Here is a 22,592-nt window from a genome sequence, read left to right as displayed (position 1 = left end):
AGTTTCCATGGAGTTAAAAGGACGTCATTCCCCGGTTGAAAACCGGCTGATACACCGTCAGGTTCAGGGCCAGCTGGCAGAGCGCCTGATGCTGGCGCCGCTCACGGTGCAGTTTTTCCTGGTGGTGTCCCTGGTTACCGGAGTGCTGTGGCCCGCCACCCTGCTGCTTTCCCTGCCGCTGAATATCATCCTGCTGGTCGCCTTCGGCGATCAGCGCTTTCGCCTGCCGCTGCGCATCCCGATGGACGTCGGCGGGCTGGACCTCTCCACCGACAGGGTGCTGAGCTGGAACATCCCGCTGCTGAACCTGAACCTGCCTAAAATTGTGCGCCGAAAATCGGCGGGCACGCTCTGCCTCGGCACCGGGCGCGGCCGTGACCGGGGCAAGGAATTGTGGCTGGAAACCGACGATGCCCTGCGCCACATGCAGATCATGGCCACCACCGGCGGCGGGAAGACGGAGACGCTTTACAGCCTGTACCTGAACTCGCTGTGCTGGGCGCGCGGCTGCTGTATCTCGGACGGCAAGGCGCAGATAGACCTGGCGGTCGTCACCTGGTCAATGGCCCGCCGCTTTGGGCAGGAGGATGACTGGCACGTGCTGAGCTTTATCAGTGGCAACGACGATCGCTTTAAAAAGCTGATGATGGGAGATAAATCCCGCCCCCAAACCAACAGCACCAACCCGTTCGCCTACGGCAGTCCGACCTTTATCATTCAGCTGATGGAGTCGCTGCTGCCCGCCGGCAACGGCAGCGACGAGGGCTGGAAGGACAAAGCACGCGCCATGATGAATGCTCTGATATACGCGCTCTGTTACAAGCGAGCACGCGACGGCATCATGCTGACTCAGGCCGTCATCCAGTCTTACCTGCCGCTGGTGAAGTTTGTCGGACTGTACCGCGAAGCGCTGCGCGAAGGCTGGCACGAAGAGGGGTATAAGCCGATGGAGAACTATCTGGCCAACCTCGCCGGCTTTGATATGAAGCAGATTAACCGCCCGTCAGACTGGGCGCAGGGAGCGCTGGATCAGCACGGTTACCTCATCCAGCAGTTCACCCGCATGCTCAGCATGTTCAACGACACTTACGGCCACGTGTTCCCTAAAGACGGTGGCGATATCGATATGCAGGACATTCTGCACAACGACCGGACCCTGGTGGTGCTGATCCCCGCGCTGGAGCTGTCCGACAACGAGGCTGCCACGCTGGGCAAGCTTTATATCTCTGACATCCAGATGAACATCGCCAAGGATCTCGGCAATAAGATTGAAGGCTCGCCGGAGCACACGCTGACGGTAAAGAAATTTGCCAGCAGGTTTCCGTTTATGCTCCTCTGCGACGAGGTTGGCTATTATTTCGCACCGGCACTGGGTAAGCTTTCTGCACAAATACGCGTTTTACGCTACATGCTGATTATTCTGGCGCAGGACATCCAGGCCATGTTGAAACACGGTAAGGAGGTCCATTCGGTCAATGCCAACCTCGGCACCAAACAGTTCATGAAGACCGAAGATACCGAAGACACGCTGAAAATGATGCGCGCGGTCGGCGGCACCGGCCAGTACGCTGAACAGGTGCGCATGGACCGAACCGGCATGGGCAGCTACCAGGACGTCGACACCGTGGAGTTTCGCGAGCGAGATAACATTCAGCTGTCAGAACTCAAGTCGCTGCAGTCCGGAGAGGGCATTATCGTATTTGAAGATCGCCTGGTGCGCAGCAACTCAATCTACATCCCCGATAAAGAAAAGATCTCAAAGCTGGACGTCAAAATTAACCGCTACGTCCCGCTGCGCCGCCCGGAGTTCAGCGACCTGTGCCGCGAGTTTCCGTCAGCAGAACGCCGCCGCCCTGTCTCGCAGGATAACGTCAGCCGGATCCTGAATATCTGTCAGACGCGAGAGCCGCACGAGTGGGGAAGCCGACAGAGTACCCGCATCGCGGATAAAACCCTGATCGCGCTGACTGCACTGGCCAGCGACCTGGATAACCGCTGTGACGTGGCATACAGCCCTGAAGAAAGAGGCATTCTGATGTTTGAAACGGTCATCGAAGCGCTGAAAGAAACGGGAGGACGCTATCGCTGGCTGAAAGAGCAGGAAAATATCCGCATATCGAAAAAACGGATTGAAGAAGCACACCAGAATAATACCAGCGTGCAGGGAGCCCCCGAATCGAGCCAATCACAAAGGGCACCATCCCCGCCAACGGCACATTACGATACTCAAGACGCTTATTATGACAATCTGGCAGATCAGTCCTTTGCTGATGATTTTGATAACACAACCGAACATCTTACCTACTGAAATAGATACTTCCCCGCCAGCTCCTCCAACCGTTGACTAAACCATTAGCTCAATTTTTTAATCATTAAGGAATGAAAATGACTATCCGTACATTACGGTCAATTACTTTGGCCGGCGTTCTACTTTTGGCTGTCAGTTCTGCCGTTGCAGCCCCGACGATCGAGGCGGGTTTCTCACCAGAAGGCAGTGCATTACGACTGGTACTGGGGACCATAGATGATGCCCGGCAGAGTATTCGGCTGATGGGCTATTCCTTTACGTCACCAGAAGTAGTTAAAGCGTTAACGGGTGCGAGGCGTCGGGGAGTTGATGTAAAAGTGGTGCTCGATGAGAAAGGCAATAGCAGTAAAGCCAGTGTGGCAGCAATGAACCTGCTGGTTAATGCCGATATTCCTGTCAGGACAGTTAACCGATTTAAAATCATGCACGATAAAGTTTTAATTGTTGATAATCAGACTGTTGAAGTAGGCAGCTTTAACTATAGCAGGGCAGCGGCACGGTCCAATTCAGAGAATGCTCTGGTCGTGCGCGAGATGCCCGCACTGGCTCAGACGTACCTGGCCCACTGGCAGTCCCGCTGGGATTTGGGGACAGACTGGAAATCATCCTATTAATATAGAGGAAAGCCGCCCCGAAGGACGGCTACCTGGCTTACTCGCCTGCTGCGTTAATGGTCACAGAAATTGGGTTGTTGGAGATACTCCCCCCTCACAATGAGCCAACAGTGCACCAGAAACAATGAGCACAATACAAAAGTACCGTTTCATTGCGCGGTCCTTGCTCAGACCACTTCACGATTGCCACCACCGAAGATTTAACCGCGAATACAAGCACTGGATCGTGCTTGCGTTACGTTGGTAACCAACACTCTGCTGAGAAGGCCGCTTAAACTTATAACCACTTAAAAACTGCCTTATGGCGTTTTTTTGTTTCTGTGGGGGCCTAAGTGGTTTTGGGTTTCAGATATCTACCCCAACTCGAACCAGGTCACATTCTGCAATATGCCGCTTTTAGACAGGAACGCCTCGCCAACAAGCATTGGTTTGTACGAAAAACCGGTGATCTCATTCGCTTTCTTCACAATAACCCCACCCTCGCCTTCCTTACGTCCCTGCAAAATACTGAAAGTTGTGCTCAATGTCAGGTCGATGATTTCCATGCTGGGTAACGTTAACCAGGCATGGATATTAATCGTGTCATCCAGATGCCCGTTTGCCAGTTTGTCGGCTATGAAATCATCATCAAATTTGTGAAGCCCCTTCGGCGTACCGTCATCAATCCAGCCAAGGGTATAATACACCGGATATCCCAGCCATTCTTCAAGAACCGAACGAGCTTTAAGATGAAGAGGCATACATTGCCCGACCATCTGCTCATAACTCACGATACCTTCGAATACAGGAGCCAGCACCCTGTTCAGGTTACGAACTCGCTTATCATTCATAATACGACTGGGCATTTTATCAACGCTCTCAGGGGGCGCAAGGTCAAAATGAGCCGTCCGCTCAAGGGCTTTAAAAAACTCTTCGCTGTACGACATATTGCATTCTCCATGTCCATGATTTTGTAAGACGGTTTGTCCCTGAGATACCCATGCAGGCTAAATCATCAGCGACATGGTATACCCACATAGACTTTATGGGAACTTGACTCAGCATAAAAATCATCCGAGCATATGTCCGAAACGCTTTAAACTTGGCTTAGGAGATAGGTTCCGGCATGGAAAAATTCTATTTGAGCGTCCCCTATAGCGAAAAGGACGAAGCAAAAAGTAAAGGTGCCAGATGGGATCCTGAGAAGAAAAAATGGTATGTCCCAGGAGGATACCCAAGTATTTTCCTTATCAAATGGATTCAGGAATTAAAAGAAAACCCTCACTACAGCGTATTCAACGAATATTATTATATTGGTGAAAACAAGCGGCTTTGCTGGAAATGCGGTGAACAGATTAAACTCTATGCAATATGTCTTCCTCCCGGGCATAAATATTTATGTACTGACATGTTCGGGGATTATCCACCGCCGGTGACAAAACCAGATGAATGGCAAATCTTTGACGGATGCCATTACAGTTATGACAGTGACGGTATATTAAATGCATGGACCGAAAATCCATCTTTCTCTGGAGTTTCATACATTGCGGATCTGAGTCCGAGGGCATTAAGTCACATAAGACGCTTCTCACCACTGTGGAGAGCTGGTTATAGTCAGACGATTCAGGGAAGCTACTATGCCAATCACTGCCCGCATTGCGAACGATTACAGGGTGATTTTATGATTTTCAGTGAACCGGGCGGCGCATTTCTTCCGGTATCATCGAAAAACGCAGCTCAAATCAGACTATATAGAATTGATGAACCGGTGTTTATTAATGGGGGTGTAGGTAGGAGTACCTGTGATTTCTTTGAAGATATGAATCTCATGCCTTAACACTGACCGCCTGGCCAACTGGGTTAGCCAGGCGGAGAAAAACGTCAGCGTGGTTTAGGTGGCGTGAAACGATTGGGTGTACTCGATGGTGACACGGGAGAATTATCTCGCATCTGTGGTACAACGTCATAACCCGCCTGAAGACGCTGCGCCGGGTGTGTCAATGGTACGGTTTTTCCTGAGGACGCATTGAAGTGAGGAATGTACTGGATCGTGCCCTGAACAAATGATTTGTCGCCCCGGACTTCCACCTTCTCGCCGCTTTTCTGACCCGAAATATGCAACGCCATCGCCAGGTTTTTACCCTTCTCTGCCGGTACGTCGGCAACCTCAATAAACAATCCTCGGTCAAGAAGCACAGGTTTACCTTCCGAAGAATACACTACTGCCCCATCGCGGTTCACATGCGTATCATAGCCGCGAATTTGCGAAGGTTTTATATCATCGGCAGCTGCATAAAGAATGAAGTTATTGGAGATTGTTGCTGTGCGGTTCTTACGCTTCTCGCGATAAGCCCAGCCACGCAGCTGCGAGATGGCGGCGGCATCATGCTGTGTTGCCTGCACTTCCACCCATGCACGATAAGACAGACAGCGGGAACCAGGCATTTCTTTTAACGCCTTTCGCTCGTCCCTGATCTGCAGACGTAATCCCGCCATATCCTTCATCTTTTCAACTTCCAGCGCACGGAACATTAGTTTACGCAACAGTGGATCACGCTCATTCAGGCGAACATTGTTTTTACGAATGCGATAACTGGCCGACAGTTCACGGAACCGGGTTCGCACCTCGTCAGTAGAGATCCCCGGCCGTACGAAACCGGTTTTGTACGACTTGTAGCGAGCGATTAAATTCTGTCTTGCCTCTGCACGCGCATTACGACGTTCCGCTCTCGCCCCGTTATCGCGACGGTGAAGACGGTTGTCATACTGCGATTCAATGTTCACTGTACTCAGCAGTACATCTTTACCATCCTTGTTAACTTCACGAACAATGGATGCTGGATTAAATTTCCCGAGTAATTCCTGCTGACAGCTCAGCGTCAGTTCCGGATGTAGATCGCTGGCCTTAACTGAACATTGCTCATCATTGGCAACGTCATAGATAGCGAGGCCCTCACCTTTCTGACGTAGCTCAAGCCCGGCAGCGATCAGAATGTCATGTACGTCATCCCAGCTGTAATCACTTTGCATAAACAAAGAATTCAGCTTCTCCCTGCAATTATCTACGGCATAAGAGAACAGACTTTCCTTGTCGCCAAAGTGCTCCATCTGTCGTGCAGCGGAAGGTGCTGATTTGTAAAACTTGCGGTTCCGGGAAATCGCACCGTCGCCATTAACCATGTAAGGTCCATTGTCATGCTTCCAGCCATTTTTCAGCTCCAGCTCACGACAGCAACGGTCAAGGGTAAAATAATCATTGTAGGGGGCGACGACTTTGTAACTGGCCGGATTGACACGATTTACGGTCAGGTGGCAGTGCACATTATCAGTGTCATCATGTATGGCGAAAACATACTGATGATCTTCCATTCCCAGACGCTTAAGACAATACCTTGCTGACTCAAAAGTCTGGTCAGGTGTCGGCCGTTCTGAGGTCGGCCAGGACAGGATGGCATGGTAGACAGGGTCATTGCAACGCATGTTCTGCATGGCCACCATGTCCATTTCCGTAGAGGAAGTCTCCAGCGAAAAACAGTTAGTTTCGCAGATGACTTTATCGCAACGCACCTGTTGACGTCCGTCCGGGAACGTTGCGATAACATCCTGCGAATCAGGCAGCGCATTACGCGTCGCATACCCGACAAGGTCATTGAAGATTTTATCTTCTGCCCGGGACTTACGAACAAACGGTTTCTCTGGCGACAGCGTTTCGCTCATCTCCACATCATCACGCAGGATGGTGTAAGAGATAAGTTGTACGAAACTGGATTTACCGTCACGCCTTCTTTCAGCTACTACCGCTAGCATCTTAGTCCTCAGTATTGTTCAGGCTGTCAGCTCTGAACTTCATCAAAGCAACCTTTGTCGCAATCAGAGCGTCAGAAAAGTCTTTGCTTCTTTCCGTCGTCATAACACCGTCTTTCTTCATCTCACTGTAGAGATGCTTCAACAATCCCCCCAGCTTCAGTATCTCATTCATCTGCCGTGTGTCGCCTTTAGCCACAATACGGCGACCAAGAGCTGAACGCCGAAGAAACTCACCGGTAGACAGACCGGCTGATTTGGCACTGGCCTGTATCTGTTCTTTCTCTTCAGGGAAGCATCGCACGCTGCCCAGCAAAGCCGTTCTCTGGCGTTTTTCACTCTTGCTCATCTTCAATCCTGCTTAACCGCTGAGGCGGGCACTGCAAGTAGGGTGTCGGGACGGAGTCCTGACCAGGTCGTTTTGTGGGGCCGTCTGCGTGCAGGCGGTGCTACAAAACATACCCTGTCCCACGTTTTACAACCATTTTCGTTATCTTCCCGGAATTATATGCGAAACCTGCCCCGCCGTCACGGGGAGACGCCGGAAAAACGGGGTTCTGGCAGGAATGAATGCACGACGGTATAATTGAGGCCAATTACACGCAGCAGTCTGAAAGGAAAAAGTACAATGTCGGATAAAAAATGGTACAGCGTTGAAGATGTGGAGCTGGCGAAAACGTCGCTGGATGAGTTACCGGATTTGTCAAAAACGCGTCTGACTAAATCGGACGTGCTGGAGCAGCTGAAGGATAAAATTATTGAGCTGGCGGATAACAAAGGATATAGCGTGGAGGATATTCGCAGCGGGCTGGACAGTGCCGGAATTCAGACCAGCGTAAAAGCCATTCGTGAGATTCTTAACGCCCGTAAAAAATCCTCCCTGCGCGCAGCGTCTCTCCGTAAAAAGTCTCCGAATTTATCGGAAAATTCAACTGCGGTTGAATCGTAAAAAACCCAGGCAGGCGTTGGTGTGTTTACATTCCGCATCAGATTTAGTGCCTGATGCGGATGAGCGGGGCGCAGAATGTGGCGGAGCCGGTACTCCGCCTGGTTCACGTCAGGATTTGATGGCCTTCATTTTTTCGGCCATTTCCCACAGCGCACGGTTCAGCCTCACGTCGCCATCAATGCCCGTCACGGGGCGGGTGCGCTGATAACGGCCCTTCTCCGATTTGGACCATAATCCGCCCTTGACCATGTTTTCCTGTACGCGCTGATAGGTCGTCCACAGGTCCGATGGTTTATCTTCTTCGCGGCGTACGCGCAGCACGTCATCGGCCTCAAGCGGGATATGCTTTCCCAGCCCTTTTTCGTCGTACTTCCAGCCGAGTGCGGCCTCGGCAAAAATCCGCTGCTCTTCCTGGTTCAGCGTGATGCTTTTCATCTCCTCGCTCGATTCGGTGATGCCCTTAAAAATATCCAGCACCTCATAGGCACCTTCAATCACGCGACCAACCACGTCGCCTTTGTGGGGCACGCGAATTTCACCGAACGTCTGACCGCATACCATCCCGTTCATGCAGACGAACCTGAACATGCCCGGGATCATCTGGTAGCTGCTGCTCCCGTCATGGCTGTTCAGAAGAATAATTTCCGGCACCTCCTTACCCACAATCTGACCTTCACGGCGCAGGCGCAGCATGTGCTTGGTGTGCTCACGCTTGTCTTCCCTGCGTACACGGGTCTGACAGGCGAAGAACGGCTGAAAACCTTCCCTGCGCAGGTTATCGAGCAGCGTGATGGTCGGAATGTAGGTATAGCGTTCGCTGCGCGACTCGTGCTTTTCCTCAGAAAAAACGCTCGGGACATAGTGCATCAGCTCGTCGTTGGTCAGGGCGCGTTCTTTGCGGATAACGTTAGCGGAACGAAATACGGATGATAAGCGGGTCATGTGTAGTCTCCTGAGTGATGTTTAAAATGACTGTCTTCCGGCGTTTTCCTTTTGAAGGTGAATGACCTTCGCGGGATGCCGTTGCCGTGAAATAAAGACCGGCCCGGGCCATCGGTGGGGAGCGCCGTGGGGGCTGCCGCAGGCCGCAGCGCAAGCGAAAGACCGCAGGGAGAGAGTGCGAACGGGCGAGGACAGCAGGCGAAGCCTTTACCCTGGGGGGGGCGTCACGGACCGTGCCAGCGTCTTTCACGGCAGAGGCACGCCGTGACGGTTCCCGGGAACAAAAGGGAAACGCCGGAAGGAGAGGCGGGCGAACGCCCGTTTCCTCAGTGGGGGCGGCGCGGGCGTCAGCCAGCAGCAAGCCCGGGCGGTGGTAAGGTCATCCGGGCAGTGGTGATCGGGCAACAGTATGCCCGGCATCGCGGGGCAGCGCGTAAGGCGGCAATACTGTCTTGTCGCAGTTGTTCACATAAATCAGGGTCACTCCTTACGGCGCATTCAGGGTGATGATTTTTCAAGATGGTTTCCGAAAGGGTCAGGGAGGGTTCTGGCGTCGTCCGGCTCAATGCCGGGCGGTGCCAGCCGCGACGCAGTGCCGCCCCTCCCGGGACGGCGGTCGGGTTACTGCGCGGAAAGCTCGCGGCGCACCGTCGTCATGAACTGCTGCCAGTGCTCAAAGCGCAGCGCGGGCATGCGGGCGCGGCGGCCCGCCCGCCAGTCGTTTACAAACGCCTTCGCCTGTGACACTATCTGCTCATCAAAAATCATGATGTTACCTCCGTAATGTGCGTGATTTGGGCTGGCGTCTGATCCACGCCGACCCGTGAAGAAGCAGGGTGAATACCCTGCTTTTTTTCGCCCCTATGCGGCGCTCTGCTTTGCTCCGATGCTCCCCCTTATTTTTCCGATGATTTCGTCGTGCGTCAGCGTGACCCGGTCACACAGCTCAAAGTAACGGCCCCCGTATACCGCAAAAATGGCGGTCACGTTGCCGCAGGTCATTTCCATCAGCCTGAATGACTGGGAAGACGCGCCGATGTGCCAGTCCAGCGGCGGAAGCAGCTCCAGCATGTCGTTGAAACGCTCGGCGCTGATTTCAACGGGCGCTAAAATGTACGTGTCGCAGTGGCGCTGGTATGCCTCTTCAAAAGTCACCATTTCGAAGTTTCCGCCGTCTGCGTTCAGCTGCTCAAGCGTCCAGGCCGTTGCCTCAGGCGAAGCACGGTAAACGCCGTCAACCAGAAAGGCATCACGCCAGTCAGTACGGGCCGCATTTTTATTCCAGAAAACCATCTTGCTCATCAGAAAATCCTCCCGGTTTTGCCTTTCGGCTTCTTTCCGGCGTCTCCCTTTCCTGCCCTCTGGCCGGTTGCGGAACGCCCCTCATTGCGCAGACGCCCGGACAGCGGAACGACCGGGTGCAGGGGTGGAGGGCGGATTTATTTGGAGCCCGCGAGAAAAAAAACCGACCGGAAAGCAGCTCTGCTGCGGCCCTTGCAGTGGGGAAGAGAACGCTGTCAGTCTGCATAAGCAATGAGAGGCTTTCGCAGGTGCAGCGGGTTGAGGGAGAACCGGAAGAAGCCGGTTTACCGGCTTTCCTCAGCGGCCGCCGAAGCGGCCAGTGAAAGCGCGCTGCCGGAACGGCAGCTGCATGCGCCGGGTTCAGGTATCGCTTGCTATCCTCCGGAGCGGAGACCGGCAGGGCTCCGCGCAGCGCGGCGATCGCAGAGCGCCACGCGAAGTGCAGGCGACGGCCCGGCGGCACGACGGGGAGCCGAAGGGACCAAATCCATGTCTGTAAAAGTGCATAATCTGCACTTAATTGTTTTTTAATCATGCATTATCTTGCTAATATAAGTGCAGAATTTGCACTTTTTAAGGAAAAAATAATGACCGGATATGACCTCCGACTGTGGCGAAAAGGCCTGGGCTGGAGCCGCGACCGCGCGGCGGAGGAGCTGGGCGTCTGCCTGCGGGCCTACAAGGATTACGAAAACGCGGACCGGGTGAAGCGGGCGATTGAGCTTGCCACCGTCGCGCTGGCGCTGGGCGACCTGCTGCCGGTGTTTGAAAAAAAAACGACCAGCAAGCGGACCATACTGGATCTGCTGCAGGCGATGACGGCGGATGTTAGGTAAGTTCTACTTTTCTGCACGGCGGTCAATTAGCGGAACTCTGGCTGGCTCCCTGTAATTCCAGTTTCGGACATTCAGAGAAGATATCCCTGCTTGCGCATGCTATTTAATGTCCCCGCCTCGGCAAAAACCATGCCGGTGCTTAACAGTTCAAATCCGTGACGCCTATAGAAACCTGTCTTGTCGACGACGGAATAAATGAAGGTTTTACCAAACGGCGCTAAGTCGGTGCAAATGACCTTCATCAGCTGATCCCCATACCCCTTTCCCTGTCGTTCAGGCGTCACAACAACATCCGAAAGATAGCTGCTCCAGGTCAAATCGCTTATTGCTCTGGCGGCACCAACTAATTTTTCATTTTCATATCCAAACCAACAGAATGTGCTGTTACGGAACGCCTGCTCCAACATTTTCTCATCCCGTTGATTCAGTCCAGCTGAAGAAAACATTGCAGCTAATTCCTGCCAGTTAATCTCATTAAGGAGATCTTTACCCTTTATTTGAATCATATCTTTCCTCCACCATATCTGACACGGTCCGCTGGAAGACTACAACTCCCGGTAAATATATTAAAGGCGAAAAGGCACTGGACCTGCAGACGACGGACTGAATTCCCCGCGTTCGACGCGCGGGGAGTTCAGCAGGCCGATGATTCAGCCGTCGTCTACGGCCTCATCCCCGTAGTGCATGGCCGCCACGCGGATGATAGCCGCGAAATCGGTCTCCAGGCTGTCGCACAGGTGCATCAGGTCCGTGACCAGATCCACCATCATGGTATCGGCTGACTCGCCGCTGTGTTCAAGCCCGGCCTGCCTGGCAAACACGCCCAGCACTTCCGCCGCCAGTGCGGCGCGATCGTTGTTGTCGGCGTCAGCGCCCGCCTCATAGCTGCCTGCCTTTGCCACCACCGCCAGCGACTCCATGCCCGTTTTTTTCTGCGTCATTTCGTCCGCTCCCCGTTACCGCCGCCCGCGCATTCCCCGGCCATTTTCAGCGCGGCCACAACGCACGGCAGCAGCATGTCCGAACTCGTCCCCTCTTCGGGGCTGTCAAATACCAGATCGCTCTCCATCCGGATATTGTCCTCCAGCCAGAGGGCCAGAATCTCCAGCCCCTGCTCCATCGTCAGCGATTTTTCTGTCATCTCAGCGTCTCCGGCTAAGGGTCCGGGCCATTCGCCCGGACGGGTCAGCATTCAGTCAATGGCCCGGCAAATCAGCGCGGCTTCCGCGTGCTGGCTGGCAAAGTCGCGCAGGCTGTCATATTTCTGCTGTAAATACGTCAGCCCCGGATGAGACTGACTGCGGTGGTATATTTCCCAGATACCCCCGTTAAGGGCGTACAGCGTGGCGGTGATCCCCACGGCCTCTGCGGTCATCAGCCCTTCAAAGCCGTTCGCCACGGTCACGCTCAGCGAGCCGTCCAGTACCGGAGCCAGAAATCCGGTGTTGTTATCCGTGTGGTAACACGCCCACTTCGCGCCGATATAGCCCTGACAGTGCGTATTCACCCAGCGGTACACGCAGAATTCTCCGCTTATGGGGCCAAACAGCCAGGGAAAGAACTGCTTATGCTTACTCTTATGTACCGCTTTGTGCGCAATCAGCTGGCCTGCTTCGGGTGGGGTCGTGCTGTTCATCATTGCCTCCTGTGACGTCTTTCTGGCGTTCCCTTTTCGGGTCCGCCGCTGCGGGGAGCCCTGCTCCGTGACACGGCTACCGGTCCGGGGTATCAGGCGGCATGTCGGGAGCGGCACCGCAGGCCGCAGCGCAAGCGAACGACCGCAGGAAGTGAGTGCGAACGGGAGAGGATGACGGGCGTAAGCCGGACTCTCGACAGGACGTCGCCCCGGGCCAGGGTACGTCACGGAGAAAGGGATCCCGTGCGAACACGGAAGTAAGGGAGCGGCAGAAACCGCCCTGCCATCCTCAGCGCCCGCCGCAGGCGGGCAGTGAAAGCCGCGCAGCCGGTACGCCAGTTGCAGGTGTTAACTGCGATGAAAGAATGACCAGAAAGTAGCTTGCCCTGCTGAGCGGCAATTCTGGTAATGCCGTTTTTAACCAAGATATGCTAAAAATACTCACTATGGATTAGGGGATGTAGTTACACGGAAAGGAGTTAAGGATGAGCAAACGCACTGACATTCTGGATGGTCGGCAAAGTCACCTGAGATATGGCCTGATTTATACTGAGGTGCTGGGCTGGATAGACCTTGGCCACGCACAGGGCACTGATATACGGAAACTACTCACTGCAATTAACGCAGGGGAATCAGGAAGGCAGGACCGCTATGACGTTAGCTATTCCCAGTCAATGGTCGATCCCACCCGCACCATTAAGATGGGTAAATTCATTACGTGGCGCATTAAACGTGGCCGTTCATACGCCGAACGTAACAGCATCGCGCTTGGCATGATGATGTCATTAGCCCGTAAGTTTGAAGGGCTACAGGCGTCCGTTCCTCTCAATTTTGCCACCGACAGCGGATTTAGCGGGGAAGATCTCGTATCCGACCTTCTTGGCTTTTACCGCGTCGTATCCATTAGTAATCCCTTTCAGATGCTACGGCCCGTGAGTAAAGAGGAAGCGCTGAAGCGCTGGGATTACTATGGCAGGATTGGCTCATGGAAAAATGACACATTTTCACCACTGCTGTTCCCGGACCCTGAAAAATTCCCACACCTGTCACCACGCCGGGGCGCGTTGCCAAATTTCATGCAAACCATCAGGCCATGGAACGACTTCCGCTCTGGCTTAGTCGGTATCGCTTCAGCGGATGGATCTTACATCGACCACGCAAAAGAAGGATCTTTACCCTATGCGTAAATCGCTCAAGATTGCCAGTATCACCATTGTTATCGGAATCGCAGCACTGGCTTTTGCCAGACCCTGGATTGAGATGGAGTTTGCAGGCAGCGCCCATTACACGCAGCAGGATAGTCGGGAATATAATTTCTACACTCCCGAAGTGTTGAAGAAAATGCCGCGCATTTCTGAGCGGTATGATTTCGATTTTGCCAACGTGACCGGTCCGGCCAGCCATGTCTATGCCGTGAAGTTTTATGACAGCAAAGACACGGACGAAATTAATAAATACTTATCTTCATCTGGCTACCAGAAGCAGGGCGACTGTGACGAAGATACCTTGTGCTGGAAGGGGGCAGATCCGCAGGAAACGATATATGTCGGCAGTCTGAAAGGAGAAAACACGGTTATTGTTCAGGTCGTGTACGACTTCACATAGCGGGCGCAGGACGAACGGTCCAGGTCTTAGTTGCAGTTGAAAAGGGGCATCGGGCGGTTTAATCCTGAGAGCCTTACGCAGCAAAAACAGAAGCAGCATCATTGTTCGATATCAAGATGCCCTGCTGTCATTCAGAGAATACGTTTGACAGCTTCAGTATAAACGTCTGAACGTTCTCTTTTCCCTACGGAAACAACAAATACAACAACCTTTTCATCAATGACCTGGTAAACAAGCCGAAAGCCTGATGACCTGAGTTTTATCTTGTAACAGTCAGGCATTCCGCGGAGCTTGTTCGCTTCAATCCGTGGCGACTCAAGCACTTCAGCAAGCTTCTTTTTAAGTTGTTCACGTACCGTCGAGCCAAGCTTTCGCCATTCCTTTAGTGCCCGCTCGTCAAAATCCAGAAAATACGCCATCAGAGATCAGCTAGCGTCACGCGTACTGGCTTAGGATTGCGAAGACGCTCTTTCACTATCTCCACAAGTTCAGCATCTTCATCACTCAAGAGGGTCTGTTTGAACGGCAAACGTTCATTTTCCGCGATATACTCAAGCATAAGGCGAAGTGCCTCTGAGGGTGTTACCCCCATTTTTTCAAGAGCAGCGTAAGAACGGGCTTTAAGTTCATCGTCGATGCGTAAATTGATGCTACCCATATGGAATACCTCTTGTAAATACAAATGTCATTACAAGTATTGCACCACCGAATGCATATGGCAAGACACGTCGACCTGTTCCCATTATCAGATACAACCGTCAGTTAGACATGTCGCGATCGTATTGTGAACTTAATGCCCCGCTTTTAGCTGACCACAACAGATGACGCCCATCTGCAACACGCGATGATAATTAACGGCCTCCCGCGCCCGCATTGCATCCTGCTGCCGAAGTGTTTTCACCGTATGCAGCTGTCAGCGCTGACCGATCCCCTGACAGGAGCCAGCCCGTCAGCTTCCCATTCCCCCTCCTCACGCTCATTATTTGTCTGTAAAGTCACAGGCGGGGGGTCATCAGGGCGGAAGCTGCACACGCATGATACGCCTGCCCCCTTCATTCCGTTATTCCGGGCGGTATGCCACCAGGCGCACCACCGACACGCCTGCCCCGGCAAATTCACCGTGATGCGGCTCTGACCAGCTGCAGTCCCAGCCCGGCAGCAACCCTCTTCTGTCGCTGCCTGCGGGCAGAATGGCCCCGATACGGCCACCGGCGCGGACCAGTTCAGCGGCGGCGTTGAGGTGCGCAACGGCACGCCCCTCGCTGAATGGCGGATTCATCATCACCACGTCGAAGCGCTCCGCCGTGCGTTCTGCCCACGCCAGAAAATCGGCATTTATCACCCGGTGCCCTTTTGCCTCCAGCACGCGGCAGTGCAGCGGTGAAATCTCTACACAGGTTGTCTGAGCCTTTGGCATCTGGTCTGCAAGACCGCCCATACCCGCGCTTGGCTCAAGGCACGTCTCTCCCGCCCTGATGGCCACATCGTCAGCCAGCTGCGCGGCCAGCCCTTCCGGGGTCGGATAATACTGGTGGGTCTTCACGTCCGGCACCGCGCCACAAAGCTGGATGTCTTCGATGGCGGTTGTCGGATCGTAATCAAACTCATACCAGACCAGCGCGTTAACGTTCATGCGAACCCCGCCGAGACTCATCAGGACGTGCTCAGCCTCTTTACGGGCGGCGGTATCCGCACCGGATACTGATGCAAAGCGGCGGTTATAAGGGTTGGTTGTCACCGGCCCGCGTAGCTCTTCCCAGCGCTCATAGCGGTAAGGCTGATGGCGCAGGGCTTCCAGTTCGGACAGCTGCGTCAGCACGCTGAAGGGCAGCAGTTTCGACGTCAGCTCCACCGTTTTTGATTTTGCCCGTGGCTTCCGGCGATGTTCAGCGGGGATAGCGAAGGGATGAAGGAAGGCCAGAATGTCATTGAGACGCCAGGCCATCTCTGGATGGATCTCAAGATGGACGGTGCCCTTGAGGAAAACCTTCACGCGCAGTGCGCCACCGTCGAGCGTCACCCACTCACCCGCGCGGCGACGGGCAATGTTCAGCGCCTTATCGGTTGTACGCAGCCCCTGTGCGTCGCGGCCCATAAACTTTGCAATCACCTTGCGCAGATCGTCAACGTAGCCGCTGCGCTCATGGTCCAGCGAATTCCACTCGTTGAACACGCGGGCGATGATCATGCGCTTGCCAAATCCTTCCGGGCGGTTAGTGATATGCTCCCCCGACAGGCTGCGAAAAATGCCATCGACGCGCTCGGAGAAGAATTTTTGACGGGAGAAAAGGAGTTCATGCAGCGTGGCCCTGACGGTGGCTTCGTCAAAATCCGGCGCTTTCATCTCACTGATCTGGTCGTTCCACTCGTTCCTTCGTTCGTTGGGCATGTATTCGTAAACGTCAGTCAGCGCCAGCGCGCTGGCCCAGTATTCCGCATTCAGCGAGGCAACCGCCCCTTGCAGCTCGAAAATTTTTTCCACGGGCATTATGTAGCCCCGCTGGCCGTGGTGATTGCCCCTGATAAAGTAGCTGACGGCCTGAGCATTCACCCCTTCACTGACCACGTCAGCAATATTTGTCAGCGTTGAGCGCATCTGCGTATAGCAGCTGACCAGGTTATCGACCAGGTCAGCCGACACGGGCGCAAAAAACACGTCGCCGACAAGTTCCCCCGCCGGATTTACGCTGTCATTGCCGTTAAAAGTGGATGATTCTTGAGTTTTCTGTGCTGCGAGGTTGACGTTGTGCTGTGACATGTTTGTTCTCCCGTTGTGGTGATAAGTGATGATTCTTTGAGATCCAGCGCCGCAGAGAGCAGAACGACCACTCGGGGATAAGGCGGGATGCAGGGGAAACGGCAAGGCCGCAGCCCGAAGGGATCGGGAGCAGCCGTTAAGCGGGAGCGGCCCTTGCATCGCGTCCCCCGCGTGGGAAATTTCTGCGCGGCGGGGGAACTCAGCAGAACATCAGTCATGCCGGGAGTGAACGGGGCACGCCCCCGGGACGGCGTTAACGCCGTCCGGTCCTCAGCGGCCACGTCAGTGGCCAGTGAAAGGCGCCGGCAGCGGCCGGCTGCGGGGGTTGGCCTGGACTTTGCCATCAGACCCTAGCCGCCAGGCACGAAACGCGTCCTTTTGCGGTTCGGCGGAGACTGGCGACCGCGAGCGGACGCCCTGGCGAAGTAGGGCTCGACGACCCGCCCGGAACGGGTGGCGAGCAGAAGGGGGCCAGATTCAGTGGGTAAGCGCCTTTGTCGTTCCACAGCTGCTATCACCGACAGGCAAAAAGCAGCGTGGCGAACGTGCTAAACAGCGTCCTGCAGGAAGGCAGCACGACAACACTGATGGGCAGAAATAATGGGGGAATTCGGGATCGCAGACGGGTTCAGAAGGTTCTGTGGCGCGGCGAAGTGAAAAGCGAAGTGGAAGCAGTGAAAGAAGAGGAATGCGTTAATGAAGCCGCCCGGAGGCGGCGTCACCCGTTACACGTCACTCAGCGGCTGATTGTGACCTGGGAGTGAATCGTGGTCTTAACAGACCACCCGTCACTTCCGGGATGCATCACACTCAGGGCCAGGAGAAGCGCAATCAGTACAGTAGATTGTCGGTTCATCGTCGTTCCCACAAGAACCCGCTCCTGATGGCCGCACCGGCAGAACATCAGGTTACTGACAACAAGGAGTAGTTGTCTGTGAAGCGGGGATTAGCATTGGCCGTTCCAGCATCACCGGTTCCAGGCTGAGAATCCTGGCGGTACGACCGTAAAAATCACAAAATAGAATCGCAGAATAGTAAGGCTGTTTTTTTGCGCCCTAAAAACCATGCAAACAAAATTGTTGAATCTGCATAATGTGCACGTATACTCATTTTCAGGAGTAGTTGTCTGTGAAGCGATCGCAAAATCGCTTTCAGCGCCTGGAATACTTCAGCCTGAGAACCGGAGTTTTCCCAAGAGAGGCATTTCCTGAACAGTGATGCCACTCTTTTACAAGAAACCGCTTAATTGCGGTTTTTTTTGTTTCTGCGCTTTAACCCCTACCACCTGAAATCACTGAAAAAATCAGCCTTCCGTTCTGTACGCCTATCCTAGATATAGTGCTTCTGAGATGCAACCATACAACATATAGGATTTTCAGATTTCGTAGTCCACCCCGCCCGCAGCCCTTATAAACCGGGGCTTTGGTTAGATCGAAAACTTTATCAGACAATGAAAAAGCCCGCAGCTTTTGGCTGGCCAGCATAAGCTATCACCTGACGTGTTGACCTTCCAGACTTACAAGATTACCCGCCCCTGTATTCTTGATACCTTCGTGCTGAAAGAAGCCTGACGGCCTGCTGCCCCGAAAAGTAACGCACAAAAGGTGTCACCCCCCGTTCACAATTTTCCTGTTGATTACCCGCATCTGCCGGGAACGCTTCACGGCTCCTGACGCGAATACATCAGGAAGCAGGTTACTCACGTTCATGATCCCTATAGAATTTACCTCCCCGCAGTCAGGGGAAAACGTCCCGGGGACAGATTACCGGGCAGATCATCAATCAGTGGAGGTTAAGCCTATGGCTTACGAGAATCCGGAACAATTTTCAGGAGATAAAATCGATGACAGGAGTAAAACACGACGACGACGCTAGTCTGGCCATCGGTCAGGAATCCAGCCCGGAGCAGTCCGCTCGGGACACCGTGACGCTTGTAAAAATCAACGCGCTGACAGACACAGTGCTGAGATCATGCAGCAGTCCCCTTCCTGCAGGCAGCAGTATGTATCGACTGCAGGAGGGCGAACATGGCGGTAACAGCGCCTTTTTCAATCGTAACGGCTCGGATACGCGTTACGGACTGTCGGACGGAGAGAACGGGACGATGTACGCGGCCGTTCAGCCCCGCACTGCGATGAAAGAGGTGTTTCAGAAGAGCAAGGGCATGACCGAGTCCGATCTTGAACGCTACGTCATGGGTAGCCTGGTGACAGAGAGAGATCAGGCTACTGCAGACGTCACAGCTGGTCATGAAAACGGACGTCACGCTCCATGAGCTGACCACCGCATCCAGACAGGTGACGCAGGCGCTGGCAACGCAGGCGCACGCGGCGGGACTTAACGGCATCGAGTTCGCGTCCAACGTGACCACAGAAACGTGTTACGCGCTCTGGCATGATGCCCCCGGCGGCAGCGGCATGGCCAGGACGCAGGCTCAGGTCCGTCTCAGCGAGTTTGAGCATCAGGGCAGAGACGCGGCGGAAATTATGACGTACGAACTGGGCATTCCGGTAGAAGAGTAAAACGTACTAAAGGGGGGCACCGCCCCCCTTCATTATGCCGCGTCCTGCTTCCCGTACAGGCGGGCAAGGCGGTGAATTTCCGCCATAAGAACCGCATCCGGCCCCTCTTTGAGCAGCCCGGCCACGGTGTATGTACGCCCTGCAGGCTTCAGGCCATTAAGCGGCGTGGTGCGCTCTTCCAGGAAGAACGAGTATTGCATGCGGTCGCTCATTCCCTGCAGCTGCGCCAGCAGCTCCGGCACACCTTTCAGCACGCCGTTTTCAGAGACATCGGCATCACCGGTGAACTGGAAGACCGGGTAACAGAATTCGCCGTCCATATTCAGCGCCAGCAGCTTGTGCGCGTCCTTCTTGTTCTTAACGGTGACTTTTGAGCAACCCAGCTGTTCAGCCGTTTCAGCGGAGGTATACGCCCCCCCGTCCTGTTCAACGGTCTGCAGGAATTTTGCCTTACTCACCTTACGGCGGAGCAGTTTCTTCTTTTCAGGCGTCATGGCGTTCAGCGCCCGCTGCTGCATGAACTGAACGATAGCGTCTATGGCAAACAGCGCATCGGTCTGCCCCATAGTATTCTGAGTGACGGACGTTGAACCGGCACGCATATCCTGCGCCAGTTCTTCCGCAAAGCTTTCCAGGCGAAGCGCCGCAGCCTGATTATCCGGGTATTTCTGAACGTGGTGTTTTTCCTGAACGGTGTTCATGAGAAACCTCCTTAACGATTACACTTAATACATAGTAATTGAAATCGTTAACATGCACAAGAAATACACACTGCACTAAAGGTAAGAGCAAAAAAGCCGCCCCGAAGGACGGCTATAAACTTTGATGTTTTACCGGGTTCGCACCCGATTCCGGAGCCTTAGCGGAACCAGTTGATAAGCTGCAATGCTGCCGCAGCAAAGTTAAGTATTACTATCACTGGCTCTAACATAACACGCACCTCCATCTATGTGGTGCGTGGCTAAGAACCAGTCCCCCGGCCTTTAAGTTCGTCTCCTTTGTTCTGTTCTTTTCTATGTTCAGAAGGGGCATCACCACGACACCGCCCCAGCCATACGCATAGCCATCCCAGTTAAGGCGGCGTGCCGATGATGCAGGATCAGATAAGGAAAAATGAGGAGAGACAGGCGGAGATGCTGTCCACAAAATGCGTGGATAACTCGCCCTGAGCGCTGTGGATAAAGCAGAGTCTCCACAGGAGACCCGCCCTGTACGCCGAGTCGGTAACGCACCCCACAGATGATTAAAAATCAACCACCTTATTATCAACTCCGCGTCGGACTCAGCGTGCGCAGGAGACGCACCGGGCGCTGCAGGCAATGCGGCAAGCGCCGCGACCAAGTCGCAGATTTTAGCCTGATTCGACTTCCAGCCTGTGGTTCGGCTAACCACCGGGGCAGCGTATTGTAAATCACTGGCAAAATTATTCTTTGCGATATACTGTATATAAATACAGTATTATTGGAATCTATTATGCCGCTGATTTTCCTCACTCCACCGTCTTTGCCCACAGAGACACTCCAAATCCCCCTCTTTGGAGGAACCTGCCCTGCTGGGTTTCCAAGCCCGGCTCAGGATTACGTCGAGGAGATGCTCGACCTGAATGACCTGTGCATACGCCACCGCAGCAGCACGTATTTTGTCAGAGCCTCTGGTCATAGCATGACTGACGCCGGCATAAAGGATGGAGACCTTCTCGTCGTCGACAAGTCGGAGAAGCCCGCTCACGGAGACATCGTGATTGCCGCCGTGGATGGGGAGTTCACCGTCAAAGTTCTGCAGCTTCGCCCCTGTCTGGCACTGCAACCGATGAACACCTCATTCTCCACTATCTACCCGGAACCGGACGCGCTGGAAATATTCGGTGTGGTGACCTGGTTTCTTCACGCCACACGGGGGTAAACCATGTTTGCGCTGGCTGACGTCAACAGTTTCTATGCGTCCTGCGAAAAGGTGTTCCGACCGGATTTGAAAGACAAACCTGTTATCGTTTTGAGTAACAACGATGGATGTGTGATCGCAAGATCGGTAGAAAGTAAAACACTGGGCATCAAAATGGGCCAACCCTGGTTCCAGATAAAATCGCAGTCCTACAGCTCACAACTACATGTATTCTCATCAAATTACTCGCTCTACCACGACATGAGCCAGCGCGTCATGTCGGCACTTGAAGAGCTTTCCCCCGCCGTGGAGCAGTACAGTATTGATGAGATGTTTCTTGGGATTACCGGCATAGACCGGGTGATGGCATTCGAGGATTTTGGCCGTCAGGTTCGGGCTCGTGTAAAAGCAGTCACCGGCCTTACGGTGGGTGTCGGAATGGGACCGACAAAAACACTGGCAAAGTCGGCGCAATGGGCGGGCAAAGAATGGCCTCAGTTCAGGGGAGTACTGGCACTGACCACGGGAAATCCTGCACGCACGGAAAAACTGCTGTCTCACCAGCCCGTTGAGGAGGTCTGGGGCGTTGGGCACCGGCTCAGCAAGCAACTGAACGCCATGGGTATCATCAGCGCACTCGACCTGGCGCGCAGCAACCCTGCCTTTATCAGGAAGCATTTCAGCGTTGTGCTTGAGCGAACGGTGCGCGAACTGGCCGGTGAGTCATGTATTGCGCTGGAAGAAGTCCCACCAACGAAACAGCAGATCGTCTGCAGCCGCAGCTTTGGTGAACGGGTCACCACGCTTGAAAATATGCGTCAGGCTGTCTGCAAACATGCGGAGCGTGCGGCGGAAAAATTACGCCAGGAAGGCCAGTATTGTCAGCATATTTCCGCCTTTATTAAAACCTCACCCTTCGCCCAGGGCGAACCCTACTACGGCAACGTGGCAGGGGAAAAGCTGACGGTGGCCACTCAGGATACCCGGGACATTATTGCGGCGGCCATGCGGGGTCTCGAACATATCTGGCGCGATGGACACCGCTATGCAAAGGCCGGTGTGATGCTGGGTGATTTCAGTTCGGGCTCAATGGCCCAGCTGGCATTGTTTGACAATTCCCCTCCCCGTCCTGCCAGTGCTCAGCTGATGTCCGTTCTGGACAAGGTCAATAATTCGGGACTGGGTAGATTGTGGTTTGCCGGTCAGGGCACTGCCCCGGAATGGCAGATGAAACGTGAGATGCTTTCACCTGCATGGACAACCCGCTGGAAAGACATTCCAGTCGCCAGACTTTAGCTGGAATTGGCGTGCAAAAAAACCATTCGGATGATGAAAAGCATGGAGATTTCACCCTGAAATTCTTTGATGAAAATATTTATATTCAATAAGTTAGGTATGAAATTTGGGTGGAGAGTTTTCTCAAAAATGAAGCATGAAAAATGTTGATAGCAGGTTT

General features: G+C 53.8%; 25 protein-coding genes. 11 read left to right on the top strand and 14 right to left on the bottom strand.

Annotated elements, in window-relative coordinates:
• Positions 1–7 precede the first annotated feature (7 nt).
• Both trbC and ACLI4M_RS00695 read left to right on the top strand, forming a co-directional pair.
• Positions 8–2,308, top strand: a complete 2,301-nt coding sequence (gene trbC, locus ACLI4M_RS00700) for an F-type conjugative transfer protein TrbC (RefSeq protein ID WP_133625182.1) — start codon at positions 8–10, stop codon at positions 2,306–2,308.
• Between the two features lie 77 nt (positions 2,309–2,385).
• The gene (locus ACLI4M_RS00695) at positions 2,386–2,922 is read left to right on the top strand and encodes a phospholipase D family protein (protein ID WP_133625181.1); all 537 of its coding nucleotides are present in this window, start codon (positions 2,386–2,388) and stop codon (positions 2,920–2,922) included.
• Positions 2,923–3,275: 353 nt separating this feature from the next.
• Here ACLI4M_RS00695 and ACLI4M_RS00690 read toward each other — a convergent pair whose 3' ends face one another.
• A complete protein-coding gene (locus tag ACLI4M_RS00690; RefSeq protein ID WP_133625180.1) occupies positions 3,276–3,848 on the bottom strand; it encodes a hypothetical protein in 573 nt (190 codons plus the stop codon).
• Between the two features lie 179 nt (positions 3,849–4,027).
• Between ACLI4M_RS00690 and ACLI4M_RS00685 the strand changes: the two genes are divergently transcribed.
• Positions 4,028–4,738 (top strand): DUF5710 domain-containing protein, encoded by a 711-nt coding sequence (locus ACLI4M_RS00685; RefSeq protein WP_133625179.1) that lies wholly within the window; start codon positions 4,028–4,030, stop codon positions 4,736–4,738.
• Positions 4,739–4,782: 44 nt separating this feature from the next.
• On the opposite strand, the gene traI is transcribed toward ACLI4M_RS00685, so the two are convergent.
• Positions 4,783–6,708 (bottom strand): TraI/MobA(P) family conjugative relaxase, encoded by a 1,926-nt coding sequence (gene traI / locus ACLI4M_RS00680; protein ID WP_133625178.1) that lies wholly within the window; start codon positions 6,706–6,708, stop codon positions 4,783–4,785.
• A gap of 1 nt (position 6,709) precedes the next feature.
• On the bottom strand, positions 6,710–7,054 hold the full coding sequence (gene mobA, locus ACLI4M_RS00675; RefSeq protein WP_004720848.1) for a plasmid mobilization protein MobA: 345 nt from the start codon (positions 7,052–7,054) through the stop codon (positions 6,710–6,712).
• Positions 7,055–7,333: 279 nt separating this feature from the next.
• On the opposite strand from mobA, the gene ACLI4M_RS00670 reads away from it, so the two are divergent.
• Entirely contained in the window at positions 7,334–7,654 is a 321-nt protein-coding gene (locus ACLI4M_RS00670) for a molybdopterin-guanine dinucleotide biosynthesis protein MobC (protein ID WP_253539656.1), read from the top strand.
• 108 nt (positions 7,655–7,762) lie between these two features.
• Here ACLI4M_RS00670 and ACLI4M_RS00665 read toward each other — a convergent pair whose 3' ends face one another.
• The 3 genes from ACLI4M_RS00665 to ACLI4M_RS00655 form a co-directional block, all read right to left on the bottom strand.
• Positions 7,763–8,596 carry a DUF932 domain-containing protein gene (locus ACLI4M_RS00665; RefSeq protein WP_133625177.1) on the bottom strand — a complete coding sequence of 278 codons (834 nt, stop codon included), beginning with the start codon at positions 8,594–8,596 and terminating at the stop codon, positions 7,763–7,765.
• Between the two features lie 621 nt (positions 8,597–9,217).
• Positions 9,218–9,364 (bottom strand): succinate dehydrogenase flavoprotein subunit, encoded by a 147-nt coding sequence (locus tag ACLI4M_RS00660; RefSeq protein WP_133625176.1) that lies wholly within the window; start codon positions 9,362–9,364, stop codon positions 9,218–9,220.
• Positions 9,365–9,457: 93 nt separating this feature from the next.
• Positions 9,458–9,898 (bottom strand): hypothetical protein, encoded by a 441-nt coding sequence (locus tag ACLI4M_RS00655; protein WP_133625175.1) that lies wholly within the window; start codon positions 9,896–9,898, stop codon positions 9,458–9,460.
• A gap of 587 nt (positions 9,899–10,485) precedes the next feature.
• Here ACLI4M_RS00655 and ACLI4M_RS00650 point away from each other — a divergent pair.
• Entirely contained in the window at positions 10,486–10,734 is a 249-nt protein-coding gene (locus tag ACLI4M_RS00650; RefSeq protein WP_133625174.1) for a helix-turn-helix transcriptional regulator, read from the top strand.
• A 71-nt stretch (positions 10,735–10,805) separates the two neighbouring features.
• Here the strand turns inward: ACLI4M_RS00650 and ACLI4M_RS00645 are convergent, their stop codons facing one another.
• The 4 genes from ACLI4M_RS00645 to ACLI4M_RS00630 all read right to left on the bottom strand — a co-directional run bounded on the left by ACLI4M_RS00645 (position 10,806) and on the right by ACLI4M_RS00630 (position 12,373).
• Entirely contained in the window at positions 10,806–11,240 is a 435-nt protein-coding gene (locus ACLI4M_RS00645; RefSeq protein ID WP_133625173.1) for a GNAT family N-acetyltransferase, read from the bottom strand.
• Between the two features lie 144 nt (positions 11,241–11,384).
• The gene (locus ACLI4M_RS00640; RefSeq protein WP_133625172.1) at positions 11,385–11,675 is read right to left on the bottom strand and encodes a hypothetical protein; all 291 of its coding nucleotides are present in this window, start codon (positions 11,673–11,675) and stop codon (positions 11,385–11,387) included.
• Positions 11,672–11,875 carry a DUF957 domain-containing protein gene (locus ACLI4M_RS00635; RefSeq protein ID WP_133625171.1) on the bottom strand — a complete coding sequence of 68 codons (204 nt, stop codon included), beginning with the start codon at positions 11,873–11,875 and terminating at the stop codon, positions 11,672–11,674. Before ACLI4M_RS00635 ends, ACLI4M_RS00640 begins: the two co-directional genes overlap by 4 nt.
• A 51-nt stretch (positions 11,876–11,926) precedes the next feature.
• Positions 11,927–12,373: an antirestriction protein gene (locus ACLI4M_RS00630; protein ID WP_133625170.1), complete on the bottom strand. Its 447-nt coding sequence runs from the start codon at positions 12,371–12,373 to the stop codon at positions 11,927–11,929.
• Positions 12,374–12,855: 482 nt separating this feature from the next.
• Between ACLI4M_RS00630 and ACLI4M_RS00625 the strand changes: the two genes are divergently transcribed.
• Entirely contained in the window at positions 12,856–13,557 is a 702-nt protein-coding gene (locus ACLI4M_RS00625) for a hypothetical protein (protein WP_133625169.1), read from the top strand.
• Positions 13,550–13,975 carry a hypothetical protein gene (locus ACLI4M_RS00620; protein WP_133625168.1) on the top strand — a complete coding sequence of 142 codons (426 nt, stop codon included), beginning with the start codon at positions 13,550–13,552 and terminating at the stop codon, positions 13,973–13,975. The genes ACLI4M_RS00625 and ACLI4M_RS00620 overlap by 8 nt, the downstream gene beginning before the upstream one ends.
• Positions 13,976–14,106: 131 nt before the next feature.
• On the opposite strand, the gene ACLI4M_RS00615 is transcribed toward ACLI4M_RS00620, so the two are convergent.
• The 3 genes from ACLI4M_RS00615 to ACLI4M_RS00605 form a co-directional block, all read right to left on the bottom strand.
• Positions 14,107–14,394 (bottom strand): type II toxin-antitoxin system RelE family toxin, encoded by a 288-nt coding sequence (locus ACLI4M_RS00615; protein WP_133625167.1) that lies wholly within the window; start codon positions 14,392–14,394, stop codon positions 14,107–14,109.
• Positions 14,394–14,633, bottom strand: a complete 240-nt coding sequence (gene relB / locus ACLI4M_RS00610; protein ID WP_133625166.1) for a type II toxin-antitoxin system antitoxin RelB — start codon at positions 14,631–14,633, stop codon at positions 14,394–14,396. Before relB ends, ACLI4M_RS00615 begins: the two co-directional genes overlap by 1 nt.
• A 402-nt stretch (positions 14,634–15,035) precedes the next feature.
• Positions 15,036–16,733, bottom strand: coding sequence for a DUF4942 domain-containing protein (locus ACLI4M_RS00605; protein WP_133625165.1), 1,698 nt, complete (start codon positions 16,731–16,733; stop codon positions 15,036–15,038).
• Between the two features lie 1,843 nt (positions 16,734–18,576).
• Here ACLI4M_RS00605 and ACLI4M_RS00600 point away from each other — a divergent pair.
• The gene (locus ACLI4M_RS00600) at positions 18,577–19,008 is read left to right on the top strand and encodes a hypothetical protein (RefSeq protein ID WP_413449711.1); all 432 of its coding nucleotides are present in this window, start codon (positions 18,577–18,579) and stop codon (positions 19,006–19,008) included.
• On the top strand, positions 18,983–19,255 hold the full coding sequence (locus ACLI4M_RS00595; protein WP_413449710.1) for an RES family NAD+ phosphorylase: 273 nt from the start codon (positions 18,983–18,985) through the stop codon (positions 19,253–19,255). Before ACLI4M_RS00600 ends, ACLI4M_RS00595 begins: the two co-directional genes overlap by 26 nt.
• Before the next feature lie 32 nt (positions 19,256–19,287).
• Here the strand turns inward: ACLI4M_RS00595 and ACLI4M_RS00590 are convergent, their stop codons facing one another.
• Complete coding sequence (locus ACLI4M_RS00590; protein ID WP_133625163.1) at positions 19,288–19,956, bottom strand: hypothetical protein; 669 nt, start codon at positions 19,954–19,956, stop codon at positions 19,288–19,290.
• 772 nt (positions 19,957–20,728) lie between these two features.
• On the opposite strand from ACLI4M_RS00590, the gene umuD reads away from it, so the two are divergent.
• Together umuD and umuC are read left to right on the top strand one after the other, a co-directional pair.
• Complete coding sequence (gene umuD / locus ACLI4M_RS00585) at positions 20,729–21,157, top strand: translesion error-prone DNA polymerase V autoproteolytic subunit (RefSeq protein ID WP_133625162.1); 429 nt, start codon at positions 20,729–20,731, stop codon at positions 21,155–21,157.
• Positions 21,158–21,160: 3 nt separating this feature from the next.
• Complete coding sequence (umuC, locus tag ACLI4M_RS00580; RefSeq protein ID WP_133625161.1) at positions 21,161–22,432, top strand: translesion error-prone DNA polymerase V subunit UmuC; 1,272 nt, start codon at positions 21,161–21,163, stop codon at positions 22,430–22,432.
• Positions 22,433–22,592 lie beyond the last annotated feature (160 nt).

Origin of the sequence: Erwinia sp. LJJL01 (assembly GCF_047300805.2) — a bacterium.
In the GTDB taxonomy this organism is placed as follows: Bacteria; Pseudomonadota; Gammaproteobacteria; order Enterobacterales; family Enterobacteriaceae; genus Erwinia; species Erwinia aphidicola.
This window is presented reverse-complemented; position numbering and strand designations above follow the sequence as displayed.